General features: G+C 36.5%; 21 protein-coding genes. 11 read left to right on the top strand and 10 right to left on the bottom strand.

What is annotated here, in order from left to right; all coding sequences use genetic code 11:
- Window positions 1-43: 43 nt before the first annotated feature.
- Window positions 44-784: a molecular chaperone gene (locus ACLCEG_RS02625; RefSeq protein WP_410565544.1), complete on the bottom strand. Its 741-nt coding sequence runs from the start codon at window positions 782-784 to the stop codon at window positions 44-46.
- Between the two features lie 73 nt (window positions 785-857).
- A complete protein-coding gene (locus ACLCEG_RS02620; RefSeq protein WP_004702089.1) occupies window positions 858-1,394 on the bottom strand; it encodes a fimbrial protein in 537 nt (178 codons plus the stop codon).
- A gap of 444 nt (window positions 1,395-1,838) precedes the next feature.
- Between ACLCEG_RS02620 and ACLCEG_RS02615 the strand changes: the two genes are divergently transcribed.
- Together ACLCEG_RS02615 and ACLCEG_RS02610 are read left to right on the top strand one after the other, a co-directional pair.
- Window positions 1,839-2,189, top strand: a complete 351-nt coding sequence (locus ACLCEG_RS02615; protein WP_004702088.1) for a hypothetical protein — start codon at window positions 1,839-1,841, stop codon at window positions 2,187-2,189.
- A 64-nt stretch (window positions 2,190-2,253) separates the two neighbouring features.
- A complete protein-coding gene (locus tag ACLCEG_RS02610; protein ID WP_004702086.1) occupies window positions 2,254-2,466 on the top strand; it encodes a hypothetical protein in 213 nt (70 codons plus the stop codon).
- A gap of 42 nt (window positions 2,467-2,508) precedes the next feature.
- Here the strand turns inward: ACLCEG_RS02610 and bioB are convergent, their stop codons facing one another.
- On the bottom strand, window positions 2,509-3,498 hold the full coding sequence (gene bioB / locus ACLCEG_RS02605; RefSeq protein WP_004702085.1) for a biotin synthase BioB: 990 nt from the start codon (window positions 3,496-3,498) through the stop codon (window positions 2,509-2,511).
- An 87-nt stretch (window positions 3,499-3,585) separates the two neighbouring features.
- Window positions 3,586-4,686, bottom strand: a complete 1,101-nt coding sequence (queG, locus tag ACLCEG_RS02600) for a tRNA epoxyqueuosine(34) reductase QueG (RefSeq protein WP_086497406.1) — start codon at window positions 4,684-4,686, stop codon at window positions 3,586-3,588.
- Window positions 4,687-4,712: 26 nt separating this feature from the next.
- Here queG and ACLCEG_RS02595 point away from each other — a divergent pair, with 26 nt between their 5' ends.
- A complete protein-coding gene (locus ACLCEG_RS02595; RefSeq protein ID WP_410565541.1) occupies window positions 4,713-6,173 on the top strand; it encodes an NAD(P)H-hydrate dehydratase in 1,461 nt (486 codons plus the stop codon).
- A gap of 4 nt (window positions 6,174-6,177) precedes the next feature.
- Here the strand turns inward: ACLCEG_RS02595 and ruvC are convergent, their stop codons facing one another.
- Window positions 6,178-6,723 (bottom strand): crossover junction endodeoxyribonuclease RuvC, encoded by a 546-nt coding sequence (ruvC, locus tag ACLCEG_RS02590; protein WP_002121356.1) that lies wholly within the window; start codon window positions 6,721-6,723, stop codon window positions 6,178-6,180.
- A 226-nt stretch (window positions 6,724-6,949) separates the two neighbouring features.
- Here ruvC and ACLCEG_RS02585 point away from each other — a divergent pair, with 226 nt between their 5' ends.
- The 3 genes from ACLCEG_RS02585 to ACLCEG_RS02575 all read left to right on the top strand — a co-directional run bounded on the left by ACLCEG_RS02585 (window position 6,950) and on the right by ACLCEG_RS02575 (window position 9,074).
- Window positions 6,950-7,543, top strand: a complete 594-nt coding sequence (locus ACLCEG_RS02585; protein ID WP_410565538.1) for a helix-turn-helix domain-containing protein — start codon at window positions 6,950-6,952, stop codon at window positions 7,541-7,543.
- Entirely contained in the window at window positions 7,540-8,085 is a 546-nt protein-coding gene (locus ACLCEG_RS02580; RefSeq protein WP_410565534.1) for a GNAT family N-acetyltransferase, read from the top strand. Before ACLCEG_RS02585 ends, ACLCEG_RS02580 begins: the two co-directional genes overlap by 4 nt.
- Before the next feature lie 428 nt (window positions 8,086-8,513).
- Window positions 8,514-9,074, top strand: coding sequence for an FxsA family protein (locus tag ACLCEG_RS02575; RefSeq protein ID WP_410565531.1), 561 nt, complete (start codon window positions 8,514-8,516; stop codon window positions 9,072-9,074).
- 68 nt (window positions 9,075-9,142) lie between these two features.
- Here ACLCEG_RS02575 and ACLCEG_RS02570 read toward each other — a convergent pair whose 3' ends face one another.
- On the bottom strand, window positions 9,143-9,334 hold the full coding sequence (locus tag ACLCEG_RS02570) for a hypothetical protein (RefSeq protein WP_004702073.1): 192 nt from the start codon (window positions 9,332-9,334) through the stop codon (window positions 9,143-9,145).
- Between the two features lie 258 nt (window positions 9,335-9,592).
- Here ACLCEG_RS02570 and ACLCEG_RS02565 point away from each other — a divergent pair, with 258 nt between their 5' ends.
- Window positions 9,593-9,841, top strand: a complete 249-nt coding sequence (locus tag ACLCEG_RS02565; RefSeq protein WP_216985175.1) for a hypothetical protein — start codon at window positions 9,593-9,595, stop codon at window positions 9,839-9,841.
- Window positions 9,842-9,964: 123 nt separating this feature from the next.
- Here ACLCEG_RS02565 and metK read toward each other — a convergent pair whose 3' ends face one another.
- Window positions 9,965-11,131: a methionine adenosyltransferase gene (gene metK / locus ACLCEG_RS02560; RefSeq protein ID WP_004702069.1), complete on the bottom strand. Its 1,167-nt coding sequence runs from the start codon at window positions 11,129-11,131 to the stop codon at window positions 9,965-9,967.
- Window positions 11,132-11,656: 525 nt separating this feature from the next.
- On the opposite strand from metK, the gene tkt reads away from it, so the two are divergent.
- Together tkt and ACLCEG_RS02550 are read left to right on the top strand one after the other, a co-directional pair.
- A complete protein-coding gene (gene tkt / locus ACLCEG_RS02555) occupies window positions 11,657-13,645 on the top strand; it encodes a transketolase (protein WP_410565528.1) in 1,989 nt (662 codons plus the stop codon).
- 101 nt (window positions 13,646-13,746) lie between these two features.
- Complete coding sequence (locus ACLCEG_RS02550; RefSeq protein WP_410565525.1) at window positions 13,747-14,247, top strand: hypothetical protein; 501 nt, start codon at window positions 13,747-13,749, stop codon at window positions 14,245-14,247.
- 16 nt (window positions 14,248-14,263) lie between these two features.
- Here the strand turns inward: ACLCEG_RS02550 and ACLCEG_RS02545 are convergent, their stop codons facing one another.
- Window positions 14,264-14,674 (bottom strand): OsmC family protein, encoded by a 411-nt coding sequence (locus ACLCEG_RS02545; protein WP_198071160.1) that lies wholly within the window; start codon window positions 14,672-14,674, stop codon window positions 14,264-14,266.
- Between the two features lie 213 nt (window positions 14,675-14,887).
- Between ACLCEG_RS02545 and ACLCEG_RS02540 the strand changes: the two genes are divergently transcribed.
- Window positions 14,888-15,469, top strand: coding sequence for a YceI family protein (locus ACLCEG_RS02540; RefSeq protein ID WP_019458961.1), 582 nt, complete (start codon window positions 14,888-14,890; stop codon window positions 15,467-15,469).
- Between the two features lie 45 nt (window positions 15,470-15,514).
- Here ACLCEG_RS02540 and ACLCEG_RS02535 read toward each other — a convergent pair whose 3' ends face one another.
- Complete coding sequence (locus ACLCEG_RS02535) at window positions 15,515-16,105, bottom strand: lecithin retinol acyltransferase family protein (RefSeq protein WP_039255209.1); 591 nt, start codon at window positions 16,103-16,105, stop codon at window positions 15,515-15,517.
- 189 nt (window positions 16,106-16,294) lie between these two features.
- Between ACLCEG_RS02535 and ACLCEG_RS02530 the strand changes: the two genes are divergently transcribed.
- Window positions 16,295-17,041 carry a phosphodiester glycosidase family protein gene (locus ACLCEG_RS02530; RefSeq protein WP_410565521.1) on the top strand — a complete coding sequence of 249 codons (747 nt, stop codon included), beginning with the start codon at window positions 16,295-16,297 and terminating at the stop codon, window positions 17,039-17,041.
- Window positions 17,042-17,076: 35 nt separating this feature from the next.
- Here ACLCEG_RS02530 and ACLCEG_RS02525 read toward each other — a convergent pair whose 3' ends face one another.
- Complete coding sequence (locus ACLCEG_RS02525; RefSeq protein WP_002050077.1) at window positions 17,077-17,307, bottom strand: hypothetical protein; 231 nt, start codon at window positions 17,305-17,307, stop codon at window positions 17,077-17,079.
- Window positions 17,308-17,548 lie beyond the last annotated feature (241 nt).

Here is a 17,548-nt window from a genome sequence, read left to right as displayed (position 1 = left end):
CTATTCATGGATAGGTGTTTAAATTTAAAAATGGTAAATAAAATTAGAACTTGATTACTTGTTCAACTCGACCACCGTAATCATTTATGTAAACAAAACGCATATTTGTTATATTGTTATTTTTAAGTTTTATGTGATCTTCTGAAAAAGGAGAAAGCATTAAACCTTGCTTTAACAGATCTATTTTTTGATGATTTACTTCTTGAAAAATGGAACTTAATGTAACGTGAAAAGGTGTTGGGTTTTTAATAAGCAAATTATCTTCATTTTTTATCCATTGAATTTTTTCACCCACTGTATCAATACTCTCTTTTAAATTTACAGGTCGATAAAAGAATTTAATTCGAGAGCGTATGGCCAATTGAAGGAAATTATTAGTTAATATTTCACTATTTTCTTGTTTTTTCCCTTCTGGTCTTGGGGGAATATCTAATACATTAAGCCAAAATATACTTTCCTTATTTTGATTTAATTGAGATGCATTAGGTAATGCCGTAATTCTTAAAGTTTGCCCTTTAGACGGTTCGACTCTTGAAATAGGAGGCGTAATAATGAAAGGTACATTTGACTCATCTGGCGTGGATTTTGGATTTCCATCATCAATCCAAGCTTGAATCAGTGAAGGTGTTGTTCCGTTATTGCTTAGCTGTAAGCTAACTTCTCGAGCATCCGATGGATATACTACACGCGTGCCATGTAGTACTACTTCAGCATGTGCTGTAATAGCAATAGCTGCTTGAAGACAAGCCATTCCCCACAAAAATTTACGACCACTAAAAAGCATGAGTCATATTCTCAATATAATAAATAATAGATGAGATATAGCTTCTATTTGATAATAGAAGCTGATTTTTAGTTTATTGATAAATAATGGTGTATTTAACTTGTGAAGTTACGGTACCAGCAGTCGATACACCCGTCGCATAATATTCAGCATAGTAATTAAGGTCAGCATTACCACCAGCTGAAACATCTACCCACTGTGAGTTATCTTGTGCGCCTGAAGCACCCTTAGCAAGTACAGGAATTACTGCATTATTACTTCCTAATAACTGAATATTGACATTAGTAGCCGCACCAGTTGTTGCTTGGTTTAATAAGCGTCCACTATTAAAATCGACTGTTGCACCTGGTTCAAAATAAGTTGCAACTTTACCAGCTGAAGCGCAATTCGTTAAATTGATTTGGAATGGAGTACGTCCAGCAATATCACCAACATTTTTTAAAGATTGAGATGATACTGTAGGTAAATTTACGGTTAGATTTTTATCACCTGTATCGATCGTACAAGTATTATCGGTTACTAAACCATTAATAGTAATTGTGCCATCAGCAGCCTGTGCAGTGGCAATATTAAAAATAGAAGTTGCTGCTATAAAAATAAGCTTTTTCATAAATTCCCCAGAATATTTTATAAAGTAGATTTATTACTCTTCAGTGCTTTTATTCTGATCAAGTAACGCCGTGGAAATATAGCACCTTTCGAGTAAAAAACAAGAATTACATTATATTTTTATGTATTTTGATTGATTGTTTTTTATGTGAAATTTTGTTTTAAAATTTAATTTATACCAGATGGTAAAATAATTAAGTTTTATTTTGTTAAAATAAAATTGATAATAATTTTCATTTAAGTTGTTGAATTTAATTAATTTAAGTTTTTCTTTAGAAAACAATATAAATTATTTATAAAATGTTTTATTAAGTATATGTTTTTTATTAATAAAAATAATTTGTTTATGTTGTATGAAGATATTTGTTTTTTTAAGAATTTTTTAAGGTTTAATTCCTAGTGTTTTAGTTGTGATTCAATAAAAGATCGTCTGGAGTTTATTTCCATGAACAGCATGAAATACAGTTATAAACCAAATTATTTTTTCTTTGCCCATAAATTAGTCTTATTCTTAAAGGACTATTTACTTAAACATCCCACAGAACAGAATACGACGTTTAATTTACAAACAATTTATGACATCTTTAGTCATGATTTAGCATCTAGTACAACGAATCTTGAGGGTATTCTAAATATTGCGGATGAATACGTGTTTGAAACTGAAGAAGGCTTACTTCCATTGATTAGTAAGCATTCAATCAATCTTAAGAATCATGTGCTATCTTTGGAGTTTTCTCCTCAGGCCTTAGCAAGTTTGTTATCGGGACATTCGCTTGTGAATCCTAAAGCTGCTTAGACTCTCTTTTAAGGTAGGGTTAACTCATATAGAATTCATAAATATTTATTTTTAAGAGTGATTTATGAGTAAAGACTTTAAAGCCTTAACTTATATTGCGGATGAGAACGTAGCAGATACAGTGACTTGGCTCATGCATCACCAAGATGTTTTTGAAACTTTCCACTTTGATGTGCTGAGCCAAGAGTTATCGGTTACACATGCAGCAGGTAGGGATATTATTCGAGTTGGAACTTTTCTGAATGCGACTTATGGAATACTAGTAACATCTATATAAAAAAAGCCCTGAATGATCAGGGCTTTTAAATTCTTGATGCTATTAAGCACTCATCGCATCTACTGATAGATCAGCAACAGTTGGTTTTGGCTTTTCAGCAGTTAAACCAAGTTTGTTAAATAATGCTTGGTCTTTACCTTCACCAGCATTTGGAGTGGTAAGCAATTTATCACCCGAGAACAGAGAGTTCGCACCTGCCATAAATGCTAAAGCTTGATCTGAATCACTTAAAGATTCACGGCCTGCAGAGAGACGGATATAACTATGTGGCATAATGATACGTGCAACTGCAATAGTACGGATCCATTCAATTACATCAAGCTTTTCAACATCAGCTAAAGGTGTTCCTTCGATTGGAACAAGCATGTTAATTGGCACAGATTCAGGATGAATCGGTAGAGTAGCTAGTTCATGCAATAGACCAATACGATCTTCACGGCTTTCGCCTAAACCGACAATACCGCCGCTACAAACTTTCATACCAGCTTGACGAACATAATCAAGTGTATTCAAACGATCATCAAAAGTACGAGTACTGATAATGTGAGAATAGTATTCACGAGAGGTATCTAAGTTATGGTTGTAATAATCTAAACCAGCAACTTTCAGGCGCTCAGCTTGAGATTGATTAAGCATACCTAAGGTCATACAGGTTTCCATACCTAATGCTTTAACTTCGCGTACCATTTCTAAAACATAAGGCATATCGCGTTCATGTGGGTTACGCCAAGCAGCACCCATACAAAAACGTGAAGAACCTGAATCTTTTGCAGCTTTCGCTTCACTAATTACTTTTTCTACAGCAATACGCTTTTCTGCTTCTAGTTTTGATTCGTAATGTGCCGATTGTGAGCAGTATTTGCAATCTTCAGGACATTTACCCGTTTTAATAGATAAAAGGGTACTGACCTGAATTGTATTGGCAGTGAAGTGCTCGCGGTGTACTTGTTGAGCCTTGAAAACTAAATCCAAAAAAGGTTGTTCATATAAAGCTTGGATTTCTTCACGATTCCAATCATTACGTAGAGTCATTGTCATATCCATGATGATGGCATTAATTCACTGTACATAATCATACAGAATTCGTATTAAAGCTATAGGGCAAAAAACATCATTTTTTTAATTTGATCGCTGAAGTTGATTAAGTTGTTGCTCAATTGCCCAATCAATATGCACATTAACGATTTCGTCATGTAGATTTTTGCCTTTGTGTAGCTGATCTACAATTTCTTCTGAATATGGCGCATTACCCATTCCAATAGCGATATTGCGTTTAAATGATTGATAACCTGTGCGACGTATTGGACTACCTTCGGTATTGGCTAAAAAAGTAGCTTCATCCCACTGCCAAATCTCGAGCAGACTAATATTATCTAAACCATGTCTAGGGTCGAAATCGGTAATAGAAGCTTTTTTTGCAAAGCTATTCCAAGGGCAGATTAACTGACAGTCATCACAACCAAAAATTCGGTTACCAATACCTGCACGCAGTTCTTCAGCAATAATTCCTTTATATTCGATAGTTAGGTATGCAATACAGCGTCTGGCATCTAGCATATAGGGCTCGACAATCGCTTGCGTTGGGCAAATGTCGATACACGCGCTACAGGAACCACAATGTGCTGTGGCTGGCTCATCAAAAGGTAGGTCAAGTGATGTAAATAGCTCTCCTAGAACGAAAAATGAACCTGACTTTTTATGAATGAGCAAAGTATGTTTACCTGTCCAGCCCATTCCAGCACTTTCAGCCAGTGATTTTTCAAATATAGGTGCCGAATCTGCAAAAGGGCGTGATTCAAAATCTCCGACTTTTTCACGAATTCGTGTTGCTAAAGTTTTCAATCTACCACGCATCACCTTGTGATAATCACGCCCACGCGCATAACGCGCGATAATGGCTGAGTTCGGTTCAAATGGGACATATCGTGGTTTTGGAGATTCCACAAGATAGTTCATGCGTACGCAAATAATACTTTTTGTGCCTGGAACTAATAAGGTCGGATCAGCTCGTTTTTCTAGATTTTCTTCTAAATAGGTCATATCTGCATGATAACCACGTTCAAGATACTCTAAAAAACGTGGCATTTGCTCTTGAGCATCTGGTTTTGCAATGACACAATCAGCAAAACCCAAGTCTAATGCTTGAGCTTTGATCCATGCTTTTAGTTCATAAGGATCAATTTGTTGCACTGCAATGCGTGATGTGTCGGAAGATGTCATAAACCAAAATGCAAGAGGATAATAATATGCAGGCGGTAGTTTACCATAGCGATGATATTCGAGCATGGGAGCAGCGCTGGTTTGCTGCGCAAAACTCATCATTAGGCTTAATGCAGCAGGCAGCTTGGTCAATCAGTCAACAGCTCATGGTACTTTTTGAAAATCATGCTACTAAGAATATTGCAGTCTGGTGCGGACAGGGTAATAACGCAGGTGATGGCTATTTTATAGCAAGTTATTTAAAACAAGCTGGATTTTATGTAGAGATATTTGCGGCTGATTTGGGTGACTCAACTGATTTACAACATGCTGTCGATTTTGCGAAAGAAAATAATGTTCAGGTTCACCAAGATTTTGAGGTGAGTAAAACCTTTGATTGCCATATTGATGCACTATTTGGGATTGGTTTAAACCGAGAGTTAAATGATTATTGGCAACATGCTATTCAACAATTTAATGAGCAGGCTGGCTTAAAAATCTCGATTGATATACCAAGTGGTTTGCAAGCAAATACAGGACGTATTTTACCCTCAGCTGTAAAGGCAGATCATATATTTACTGTTTTAGGTCTTAAGGCAGGACTGTTTACTGGTCAAGGTAAAGAGTACACGGGACAAATTCATTTAGTTAATTTAATTCCAATAGACCAAGAGCTGAAACCTTTAGCTTATTTGACACCAACACATATCAGACTTCCTAAACGTTTGGCTTTTGGGCATAAAGGAAGTTACGGGCATGTTTTGGTGATTGGTGGGCATGAGCAAATGGGTGGAGCTGTAATTATGGCTGCGGAAGCTGCGTTTCATGCAGGTGCAGGTAAAGTGACAGTGATTTGTCATCGCAACCATCATCAGGCTATTTTGTCACGAGCACCTAATATTATGCTTCGTGATATTAATGGACTTGATGAAAATGGCATTAAAGATATTTTGTCTCAAGTTGATGCCGTATGTTTTGGGATGGGATTAGGCCGTGATGACTGGTCACAGCAAATTTATCAACAATGGTTTAATTTCTTAAATCAGGCTTCACACTTGGAAGTTGTATTAGATGCGGATGCATTATGGTTCCTTGCGAAGCAGCCTGAGAAATTGGGTCTGCATGTTTATGCGACGCCTCATCCGGGAGAAGCTGCTATCTTACTGGGTTCTTCTACAGCGGAAATTGAAAATGACCGAATTGATGCAATTTATACGTTGCAGCAAAAATATAGTGGGCAATGGGTGCTTAAAGGTGCTGGTAGCTTAATTTTAGAGAATAACTTGTACATTTGTACCCAAGGTAATGCAGGTATGGGTACTGGTGGCATGGGAGATATATTGGCAGGTATGATCGCGAGTTTAAAAGCTCAGTTCCACAAAGATATTGCATTACATGAGATAGTGACTTTGCATGCGCAGGCAGGTGATGAACTTGCAAAACAGGGCATGCGTGGTTTACAGGCTTATGAAATGAATCAGGCAATTACTCAAGTCGTGAATCAATAAAGCTTTAACGTCTACGGCTACTCGAGCGACTTCGTCCACGTGCCATACCACCTAAAGCATTTAAGACCGAAAGTTTACTCATACTTCCTGATGCATGAGCATGGCAAATCGCTGCTGCAAGGGCATCGGCTGCATCGGATTGCGGTTTAATGGTCAGATTAAGTAATCGCATAACCATCATTTGTACTTGTTCTTTATCGGCAGCGCCATAACCCACTACAGATTGTTTGATTTGACGGGCAGTATATTCTGCAACTTGTAAATCTAAATTAACCAAAGCAGCTATGGCAGCACCACGGGCTTGTCCTAGTTTTAAGGCAGAGTCTGGGTTTTGAGCCATAAAAACTTGTTCAACCGCAGCTTCAGTAGGGCCGTGAAATTTCACAATTCGCTCGACGCCAGCAAAAATGCGCTTTAAGCGCTCTGGCATTTCTTGAGTTTCTGTTCGGATTGTACCAGCATCGACAAAACGCAGTTTACTACCATCTTTTTCAATGATTCCATAACCTGTTAAGCGTGAACCTGGGTCAATTCCAATAATCAATGCCATGTGAAGACTTATATAATTAGTTTAGAGAGTATTGTTACATAGCCAAAACGGTTCTGCATGCGTAATTTAAAGAATGCTGCTGTAAATAGTTATTTTTCGGGTTTAACTGGTCTAATTTTAATTGTTTAAAACTCTACAAATACTTATAAACCATAATGTGAAATGATTTGATGTAATTCTATTTTAATGGAATACTTATCTATAAATATGGAATTGAGTTTACTCGATGGATGATATCAATATCAGGATTGCACATCGAATACGAGAGTTACGTTTAGCGCGTGGATATACATTAGAGATGCTTGCCACTCGATGCCAAGTTAGCCGTTCAGCTATTTCTTTAATTGAAAGAGGGGAAACAAGTCCTACAGCAGTTGTGCTTGAAAAATTAGCAAATGGACTTGAAGTACCTTTAACCCAAATTTTTATCAATGAAATAAGTAGTCCATCTCCTCAACCGGTTATTCACCGAAATGAACAAGCTGAATGGCGAGATCCGGAAACTGGCTATATTCGCCGTACCGTTTCGCCACCCAATTTGAAGCTACCATTTCAGATTGTTGAAATTGAGTTCCCGCCTCATTCTCGAGTTACTTATGAAATTAGTGAAAGCTCTAAAGTGGTACAACAGCAACTTTGGGTAGTTGAAGGGCAAATTGATATTCAATTAGGAAAAAATTCTTATGCATTAGGCCAAGGCGATTGCTTGGCTATGCAACTAGATCAACCTGTTATATACAGTAACAATTCATCTCAAGTCGCACGTTATATTTTAGTTGTCTCTAATCAACTCGTGTCTGCTCCTAAGGAAGCTTTATGAACTATTCCCTCGATTCTAGTTTTCGTTTAATTGACTGTAATGAAGCAGAACATGCTGTGGCTATTTTAGAGATTTTGAATGATGCGATTATTAACTCAACAGCACTATATGACTATGTGCCGCGTTCGCTTGATTCAATGAAAACATGGTTTTCTGTAAAAAGAGAAAACGGTTTCCCTATTATTGGTGTGGTAGATGAATCAGGTAAATTATTAGGATTTGCTAGTTGGGGAACTTTCAGAGCTTTTCCAGCTTATAAATATACAGTTGAACATAGTATTTATATACATCATGAACATCGTGGTGCTGGTCTGAGTAAAGTTTTAATGCAAGCGTTAATTCAGCGAGCTCAAGAAGACCAGCTTCATGTACTGATTGGGTGTATTGATGCGACAAATCAAGCGAGTATAGGCCTCCATGAAAAAATGGGATTCACACATGCTGGTACTTTTAAACAGGTAGGTTTTAAATTTGGACAATGGTTAGACGCTGCTTTTTATCAGTTAATTTTAAATACCCCATTTGAACCTATTGATGGCTAAATTATAAAAGTCTTGGATACACAATGACTCAGATCAATTTTTAGATAATTGATCTGGGTCATACGGGAGATATATAGAATACTTAATTTTTCTAAACTTTTACAAAGTAATCTCTTTTCGTATAAAACTAAGCATTTAACCTGACAAAAGGGGTTAATTTAAGAAAAAATTGCAATCTTGTAGAAAAAACACTTGATAAAGTTTTTATAGCACTCATTAATAATGAAGTATGGCTATTTTATTAATTTGAAATCAGTCTTATTGATAGTATTGCAGAGTTTGGGCTTAGCGACGATTTTAGTTAAGTTACAAGAAAATATTGTCTAAGCTTTACAATCTATTCAACCTTTTTTTCAATTGAAAAGGGTTCATAGGTTAGATAGTGAAATCTGCAATGAATTTTCTTTTTGAGATAGATAAAGTTTTACATGAATTTACTTCTTATTGTGGTTCTGGGCGCGATTGTTGAAATTGCCGTATGGATTGGCGTAGCGCAGTTCATCAGTGGATGGTATGTGTTCTTCTGGTTCATTATTGCTTTCTTTATTGGTCTAACGCTTATTCGTAAGAGTACGGCTGGTATTATGCCGCAATTACAACAAATGCAGATGACTGGACAATTAGGTAGCGATCCGACCGTGACTAAAAAACTAGCATATGCTTTTGCAGGTTTTTTATTGATGGTGCCTGGGTTGGTATCAGATGTTTTAGCGCTTCTAATTCTAATTCCGGGCGTGCAAACTGCGTTCCGTAATATCGCAATGAGAACACTTGCGAAGCGTCAGCAAGCCATGATGGAAAAAATGATGGGTGGCATGGGCGGTGCAGGTGGTGGTCAAAATCCATTTGCTGATTTAATGCGTCAAATGCAGGATATGCAGGACCCACAAGGTGGTAGCCCATACCGTGGAGATTCAAGCATTATTGATGGTGAAGCACGAGAAGTTACTCCAGACCATAAGAAAATTGAACATAAAAATAAGGATTAATTAATTCCTTATATAAAAGATAAAAGGCCTAAATCTTAAATGTTTAGGCCTTTTTTATATTCTATCGATTATGAATTTGAAGAATCAGTATTATCTGTTCCAGCTTGAGCTATTGCAGTTGGATTTTCTTCTAACTTCGTCTGAGGCTGATATTTATTTGAAGGTAGGGCTGTTTGTTTGTTTTCAGATTGTTGATATTTTCGGCTTCTATTGGCTCTTTCACGAAAGCCACCTTTATTAATGAGCTGTGTGTGTGACATAGACTGGCCTAGAAAATAAACTATTTATGCATTTTAGCAAATTCAGCAAAATATCAAAATAAGAAAAATAGTACATAAAAAATAATATTTAATTTATCTCATTGTATAAATTAAATATTTTTAAAATGAACGCATTGTTCATTCAGATTGAATTCTCTTTTCATTTCACATAGGATAAATATAAAGGATGTATAAAGTAAAAATTGTAGCAAACCTATTAAAACAACAACGGTTGAAGTGAGGGAAGGAGGGTTACCTATGCTATATCAATATCATTGTGCATGTTGTGACAAAGTCGTGGCATCAACTGACAAATCATGTCCATATTGTGGTTCACACCATATTCGAAGCCCGTATGGGTTATGGATGTTCTGTGTGATGGCATGTCTGGCTGTGGTTGTTGTATTTAAAGTTGTTCATATTTATATTCAAAATCATCAAGATACACCTACGCAGTCGACTTTGTTGGACGTGCTAAATGAAGATGATAAGACCACTAAACAGTAGTATGACTTAAGTTGTTGCTAAATACCTTTAAACAAAGTGTATCGAAAAGCTTATTGTTTAATTTTAATAGCATATAAAAATAATAAAAAAGCCCGCATTAAGCGGGCTTTTAATATATGAGGCTTATAGGCCCGCAGCATCTTTAAGTACTTCAACTTTGTCAGTTTTTTCCCATGTAAATGCAGAATCTGAACCTTCACGACCAAAATGGCCATAAGCAGCTGTTTGCTTATACATTGGCTGAATCAAGTTAAGCATACGAGTAATACCAAATGGACGTAAATCAAAATGTTCACGTACTAATTGGATAATTAACTCATCAGAAACTTTTGCAGTACCAAAAGTGTTGATTGAAATAGAAGTAGGCTCTGCAACACCAATTGCATAACTCACCTGAATTTCACATTTGTCAGCAAGACCAGCGGCAACAATATTTTTAGCCACATAACGACCAGCATATGCAGCTGAACGGTCTACTTTAGATGGATCTTTACCAGAGAAGGCACCACCGCCGTGACGAGCCATACCACCGTAAGTATCAACGATGATTTTACGACCTGTTAAACCACAGTCACCTACAGGACCACCAATAACGAACATACCAGTCGGGTTAATGTGGAATTTAGTGGCTGCATGGAACATTTCAGCAGGAATAATTGGCTTGATAATTTCTTCAATTACAGCTTCTTTAAGCTGAGCTTGAGTAATTTCAGGGTCATGTTGAGTAGAAAGTACTACTGCATCTAAACGTACAGGTTTGCCATTTTCATATGCGAAAGTAACCTGACTTTTTGCATCTGGACGTAACCATGGTAATGCGCCTGAACGACGAAGTTCAGCTTGGCGTTCCATTAAGCGATGTGCATAAGAAATAGGAGCTGGCATAAGCACGTCAGTTTCACGACTTGCGTAACCAAACATTAAACCTTGGTCACCGGCACCTTGATCTTCAGGTTTTTGACGGTCTACACCTTGAGCAATCTCTGGTGATTGTTTACCAATCATATTAATCACTGCACAAGTTGAACCATCAAAGCCTAAATCTGAGTGGTGATAGCCGATACCGTTAACAGTTTGGCGAACAACAGCTTCTACATCAATATTCGCAGTAGTTGTGATTTCACCTGCAAGTACAACAGCGCCTGTTTTTACCAGTGTTTCACAAGCAACACGTGCGTATGGGTCTTCTTTTAAGATTGCATCCAAAATAGCGTCGCTAATTTGGTCGGCCATTTTATCGGGATGACCTTCGCTTACAGATTCCGAGGTAAAAACAGCGTACTCGCGCATGAAAGTCCTATCTTGGTTATTTCAAAAAGACATAATATGTTACATCGACTTGAGCTTGAGGACTAGTTCATACTGACTAAAAAGCATGAATTTATTTCATTTCTACTATGTTTTAATTGATAAGTGTATCAGCGAAATTGATATAGTAGGTTGAAAATTAATTGTTTTTAAACAAGAGCTGCTTATAGTCGTTTAAATTTTAAACATTTGATTTTGCGAAATATTAATCAATAAAATTTGCACTGTGAAGTGGAAAAGTATAAATAGCATACGTAAATTCATCTTTATATGCTCATTATAGTCATCAAACGTCTACAATTGTTGATTAAAGAGGAACTATAAAATGCATTGTTTTATGCAACTTAAGAATCTAAATGTTTTTTGAGTAACCAAGAAACGGTTAAAAATAAAGAAATATACAGTGTTGGGGTTTACCCATAGGCGTTTTTTTAAGACAATATAGCGGCACTGAATGGTTATTCATCTTCTTCTTTTCATCAATCTATTAAAATTGGATTCTGATCTATGACGACCCCTTTAAACGAACGTCGTATTGCAAACGCAATTCGTGTATTGGCAATGGATGCTGTGCAACAGGCAAACTCAGGGCATCCAGGTGCTCCAATGGGGATGGCAGATATTGCTGATGTCGTCTGGCGCGAGTTTTTAAATCACAACCCAACTAATCCACAATGGGCAAACCGTGACCGTTTTGTTTTATCAAATGGCCATGGTTCAATGTTGCAATATGCTTTGCTTCATTTAACAGGTTATGATCTTTCAATTGAAGATTTAAAACAATTCCGTCAATTACACTCAAAAACTCCTGGTCACCCTGAATATGGTTATGCACCAGGCATCGAAACAACTACTGGTCCTTTAGGTCAAGGTATTGCAAATGCTGTTGGCTTTGCGTTGGCTGAAAAAACTTTAGCTGCTCAGTTCAATAAAGATGATTTAAAAGTAGTTGATCACTTCACTTATTGTTTCTTGGGTGACGGCTGTTTAATGGAAGGTATTTCTCACGAAGTATGTTCATTAGCAGGTACTTTACAGCTTGGTAAATTGATTGCTTATTATGATGACAATGGCATTTCGATTGATGGTGAAGTAGAAGGTTGGTTCAGTGATGACACTGAAGAACGTTTCAAAGCGTACGGCTGGCAAGTTCTTCGTGTAGATGGCCATGATGCTGATGCTATTCGTCAAGCAACAGTTGAAGCTAAAGCTGAAACTCAAAAACCAACGATCATTATTTGTAAAACAATTATTGGTTTAGGTTCTCCAAACAAGCAAGGTAAAGAAGATTGTCACGGTGCACCATTAGGTAAAGATGAAATTACCTTAACCCGTGAAGCTTTAGGCTGGACAGAAGAAGCATTTGTTATTCCTGCTGATGTATATGCTGCATGGGATGCTAAAGCAAAAGGTAATGAAGTTGAAGCAGCTTGGAATGAAGTATTTGCTCAATACCAAGCAAAATATCCAACAGAAGCAGCTGAGTTACTTCGTCGTATTAGCGGTGATTTACCAGCAGAGTTTTCAGCTCAAGCAGATGCATTTATTCGCGAAACAAATGCTAAAGCTGAGACTGTAGCAACTCGTAAAGCAAGCCAAAACACATTACAAGCATTTGGTCCTTTATTACCTGAATTATTGGGTGGTTCTGCGGACTTAGCTGGTTCTAACTTAACGCTTTGGAAAGGTTGCCAAGGTGTTCAAGAAAACCCAGCTGGTAACTACGTGTACTATGGTGTGCGTGAGTTCGGTATGACTGCAATTGCGAATGGTGTTGCATTGCACGGTGGCTTTATTCCTTACGTGGCAACATTCTTAATGTTTATGGAATATGCACGTAACGCAGTGCGTATGTCTGCATTGATGAAACAACGTGTAATTCATGTTTATACACATGACTCAATTGGTTTAGGTGAAGATGGTCCAACACACCAACCAATTGAACAAATTGCTTCTTTACGCGGTACACCAAACTTAAATACTTGGCGTCCTGCCGATACTGTTGAAACAGCAATTGCATGGAAATCTGCTTTAGAGCGTAAAGATGGCCCTACAGCACTTATTTTCTCTCGTCAAAACTTGCCATTCCAAACGCGTACTGAAGAACAAATTCAGAATGCAGCAAAAGGTGGTTATGTTCTTGCTCAAGAAAAAGGTGAGCTTAAAGCAATTATTATTGCGACTGGTTCTGAAATTTCTTTAGCAATGGAAGCTTATGCTCAACTTGACGGTGTGCGTGTAGTTTCTATGCCATGTGCAGAAGAGTTTATGAAACAAGACGCTGCATATCGTGAAGCTGTATTACCTGCTCATATACGTGCACGTGTTGCAGTTGAAGCAGCTCATGTTGACTACTGGTGGAAGTTTGTTGGTCTTGATGGCAAAGTAATTGGTATGTCAACTTATGGTGAGTCAGCACCAGCGAAAGACTTGTTCCAATTCTTTGGTATTACAACTGAAGCTGTAGTAGCTGCGGTTAAAGAATTGACTGCTTAATCTAATTAAGTAGTATAAAAAAGCGCTCTGATTGGGGCGCTTTTTTTATGATAATTAAATCACTGCTACTTCATTGAAACTTGAAAGATTAAGAGATTGTGATGAGAAAAGAATTTGAACTTCGTGTTTTTGAAGACATCTTAAATGATATTAAATATGGCTATTTGAAAAATTTAAATAAAAAAGAAATGTTTTGGCAGTGTGCACAATATAATTTTTTATTTCGCGCATTAAAGGAAAGTTTCAAACATGAAAATGGTGACTCAGCATTTGGTGGCGATTATGCTTATCGTGCGCAGACTTATTTTGAAGAGACTATTCAAGCTCGGGTTAAATATCATTACATACCAAGTTGCGCGAAGTTAAAGGGCAAAATATTAGCATTTGATGTGCACTCATCAATGTTTGACTGTTTAGGTGAAAAAGAAACAGGTGGTTTTATAGATGGCTCTGATACACCACCTCCTGAATTTTGGATTCATTTCGATGGGGAAAATTTATATTCATTTATTCCAAATGAGCTCACAAATATTGTCGACCTAGCAATAGATATTTCAATGAGTGGCTCATTGGAATGGCACACGGATGTGATTGAAATTTAGTGTAAGGAAGGACCACTTACTCAATACTTAATTCACTCTGAATCGAAATATTCGAAGTCAATAACTTATGAATGGGGCAGCTTTCAGCAACTTTGAGTAGTCGTTTATGTTGGTCTTCGGTGAAATCACCCTTAAGTGTGATTTTACGCTCAATGTTATTTGTGCCTGCTTCCGGATCACCATTTGGATTTAAGGCTAAATCGACTTGTACATGCTCAAGCTTAATCCCTTTGTGACTTGCATACATTTCTAAAGTAATGGTGGTACAGGCACCTAAAGCCGATAGTAAAAGCTGAACTGGATTTGGAGCTGTATCTTGTCCACCTTTATCAGTTGGTTCATCTCCAAACCATTGATGACCAGATGGATCAGTAAGTGTTACTCGGTAAGGAATAGAAGTGCTTTGTGCTTGGACTGTGTTAACCATGTTTTACCTTGTTATTTATCAATAAAATCGAAGTAAAAACCAATAAATCTGAAGGTTTCGGATAGAAAAATATCTATACTTTATAATATGGGTTTTGAATAACAACTGTAACGCTTTTATTGTTGCATGGATGAAACATATCGTTTTATAAAGAATAGTGAATTAAATTACTTGATGTATACACTAACGACTATATCAATAAAGGATACGAAAATGCATCTTAAAACATTAAGCTTCGGTTTAGCAGTAGCATTGGCAAGTACAGTTACTTTGGCTGCTCCAGTGGACTATAAAATTGATCCAACGCACACAGCTACTGTTTTTTCATGGAATCATTTTGGTTTTTCAACACCAAGTGCTAACTTCTCAGACATCCAAGGTGTAATCAAAGTTGATAATGCTAAACCAGCAAATTCTTCTGTAGATGTTACAATCCCTTTAAGCAGCGTAAATACAAACGTACCTGCTTTAGATAAAGAATTCCAACAAGAAGCTTGGTTTAACGCAGCTAAATATCCAAATATTACTTTCAAAAGTACGAAAGTAGAAACTAAAGACAAAAAGCATTTCAAAATTACTGGCGACTTAACTGTTAAGGGTGTAACTAAGCCAGTTGTACTTGATGCTGTTTTAAATAAACAGGGCGAACATCCAATGGCAAAAGTTCCTGCAATTGGTTTCAATGCGACAACTTCATTCAATCGTTCAGAGTTTGGTCTAGGCAGCTATGTACCGAATGTAGGTGATAAGATCACTGTAAACATTACGACTGAAGCAACGGCAGCTAAAAAATAAGTTGTGAGTTTTCTAAAAAGTCCTCAATTGTGAGGACTTTTTTAATTAGATGGGTTCTTTTTTATCTGATTCTATAAAAACTAAAGGTTGAGCAGGATCAATCTTTCTTTTCTCTGCTTTTTCTCTTAAAAATTGATATGTCGGGACTTTCATTTTTGCCTGATCACGTAATTTCTTTTTAATATAGAGAACAAGAGCAAAGCAGGTCGTTGCTACCGTCAGCATCATGCCATTCATATAACTCATAATTGAACTTACATAGCCTATTGTAGTTAGACGATGCATCATGCGTTCAACTTGAGTACTGCTTTCAATGCCTGTAATTGCCCAACTACATAAATGTTCGCAATTATTAATAATCAAATGATAATGATTTTCGTGCATGCGTGAGCGCATACGTCGTACAACAACTTTACCTTTGTAGCGTGGAGCATCATAAGAACGTACATGAATTTTTTTGCCGTGAGAAAAGGCATCTATTGAAGTGATTTCAATGGGACGCTTTTTTATAAAATGTGCTAGGCCTGAATAATGAATAACTCGACCTCTCCCAGCGTAAATACCATGATGGCTATAACCGAGATGTTTTACAATAAGATGGGCCCCTAAAGGGTAGCGTTTATTTGTTTGTTGCATATTCACGCTGATCCGATAAAGTTTTAATCACTTTTATTAAAAGCTTTGAGCATTATAGCGAATATGATTGTGTCCTAGTGTATTGATTAGGTGGAATAAGCGACTTTCGGATATACATCTTATGAAACCTTTTTTAATTTAATAAAGTGTATTTTATAAACATAAAATGACTTATGAGATTCATCGTTAATGAAAATAGTAATACTGTGTATTATAAACTTTTTTGTCTTTGTGCAGTCTGCTTTAGCATTAGAGCATCGACAAATTGAAAATGATACGGATGATCAATTTGAAGTTATTGAAATTTCTAATTTAAATCAATTACGTCTATTTCTGAAGAAGCCACAAACGAATGAATATTATAAAAGTTTCGATAATATTCAGTACCAGCTCAAGTCATGTGAACAACTTACTTTTGCAATGAACGGAGGGATGTTTCATTCAGGCTTTTCACCTGTAGGCCTATATATCGAAGAAGGGCAAGAGATCCAACCTTTAAATCAGGATAAAGGGTGGGGGAACTTCTTCTTACAGCCTAACGGAGTTTTTGCATGGAATAAAAGACAAGCTGTTATATGGACAACTGAACAATATGAAGCAAAGGCTTTTCAACCGGATTATGCGACACAATCTGGTCCAATGTTGGTGATTAATGGAAAACTAAATCCCTTGTTTCTAGCAAATAGCGATTCAAAGAAAATACGAAATGGGGTGGGTATAAAAAATAATAAGCTTTATTTTGTAATTTCTAAAAATAGAGTGAATTTTTATAATTTTGCTGAATTTTTCCAAAAGAATTTAAAAGTAGAACAAGCTCTTTATCTTGATGGTTCTATATCTAGTCTTTATTTGAAAAAAAATAACCGTAATGATAGAAAATTTTATATGGGGCCAATTATTGGTGTGGTTAGTCGCAAAAATTGTACAGTCAAATGAAATGCAAAAAAGCCAGTACAAGACTGGCTTTATTATTAATGAATAGATGGTTTTTGAATGAGTTCATTTAACTCTTTTCGGCTATACCCACGGGAAATAAGAACTTTTTTTATTCCCATAATGACATCTTCATCTGTTGCTTGTGCAAGCGCACTTAGAAGTTGTTCATTAGTTTTACATGAGCAGTCATTTTCAACACAAGCAGTTTGATTCTTATGCTCGTTATGCTGTTGATCTGCTAAGAACAGCTTTTGCCAAAAACTCATAGAGCCTTCATATACAACCTAACATAGCTCGAAATATAGCCAATTTAAATTAAAATACAAGACTCTATATGTGATAAATCCACCAGTTGAACTCAAGAATTTTCGATAGCAATGGTTGAGTTAAACGAAATTATGACGAATAGATGACTTGATATTTTTTAAAAATTTAAGTGCTTATATGAAATGTATTGAAAAATAAGGAGATATTTAATCTCCTTATAAAATTTGGTTACATTGAAAA

The sequence above is a fragment of the Acinetobacter sp. H1(2024) genome (genome assembly GCF_046557555.1).
GTDB classification, from domain to species: Bacteria; Pseudomonadota; Gammaproteobacteria; order Pseudomonadales; family Moraxellaceae; genus Acinetobacter; species Acinetobacter seifertii.
The sequence above is the reverse complement of the archived record's forward strand: the minus strand, read 5'-3'. Positions and strand labels throughout refer to the sequence as shown.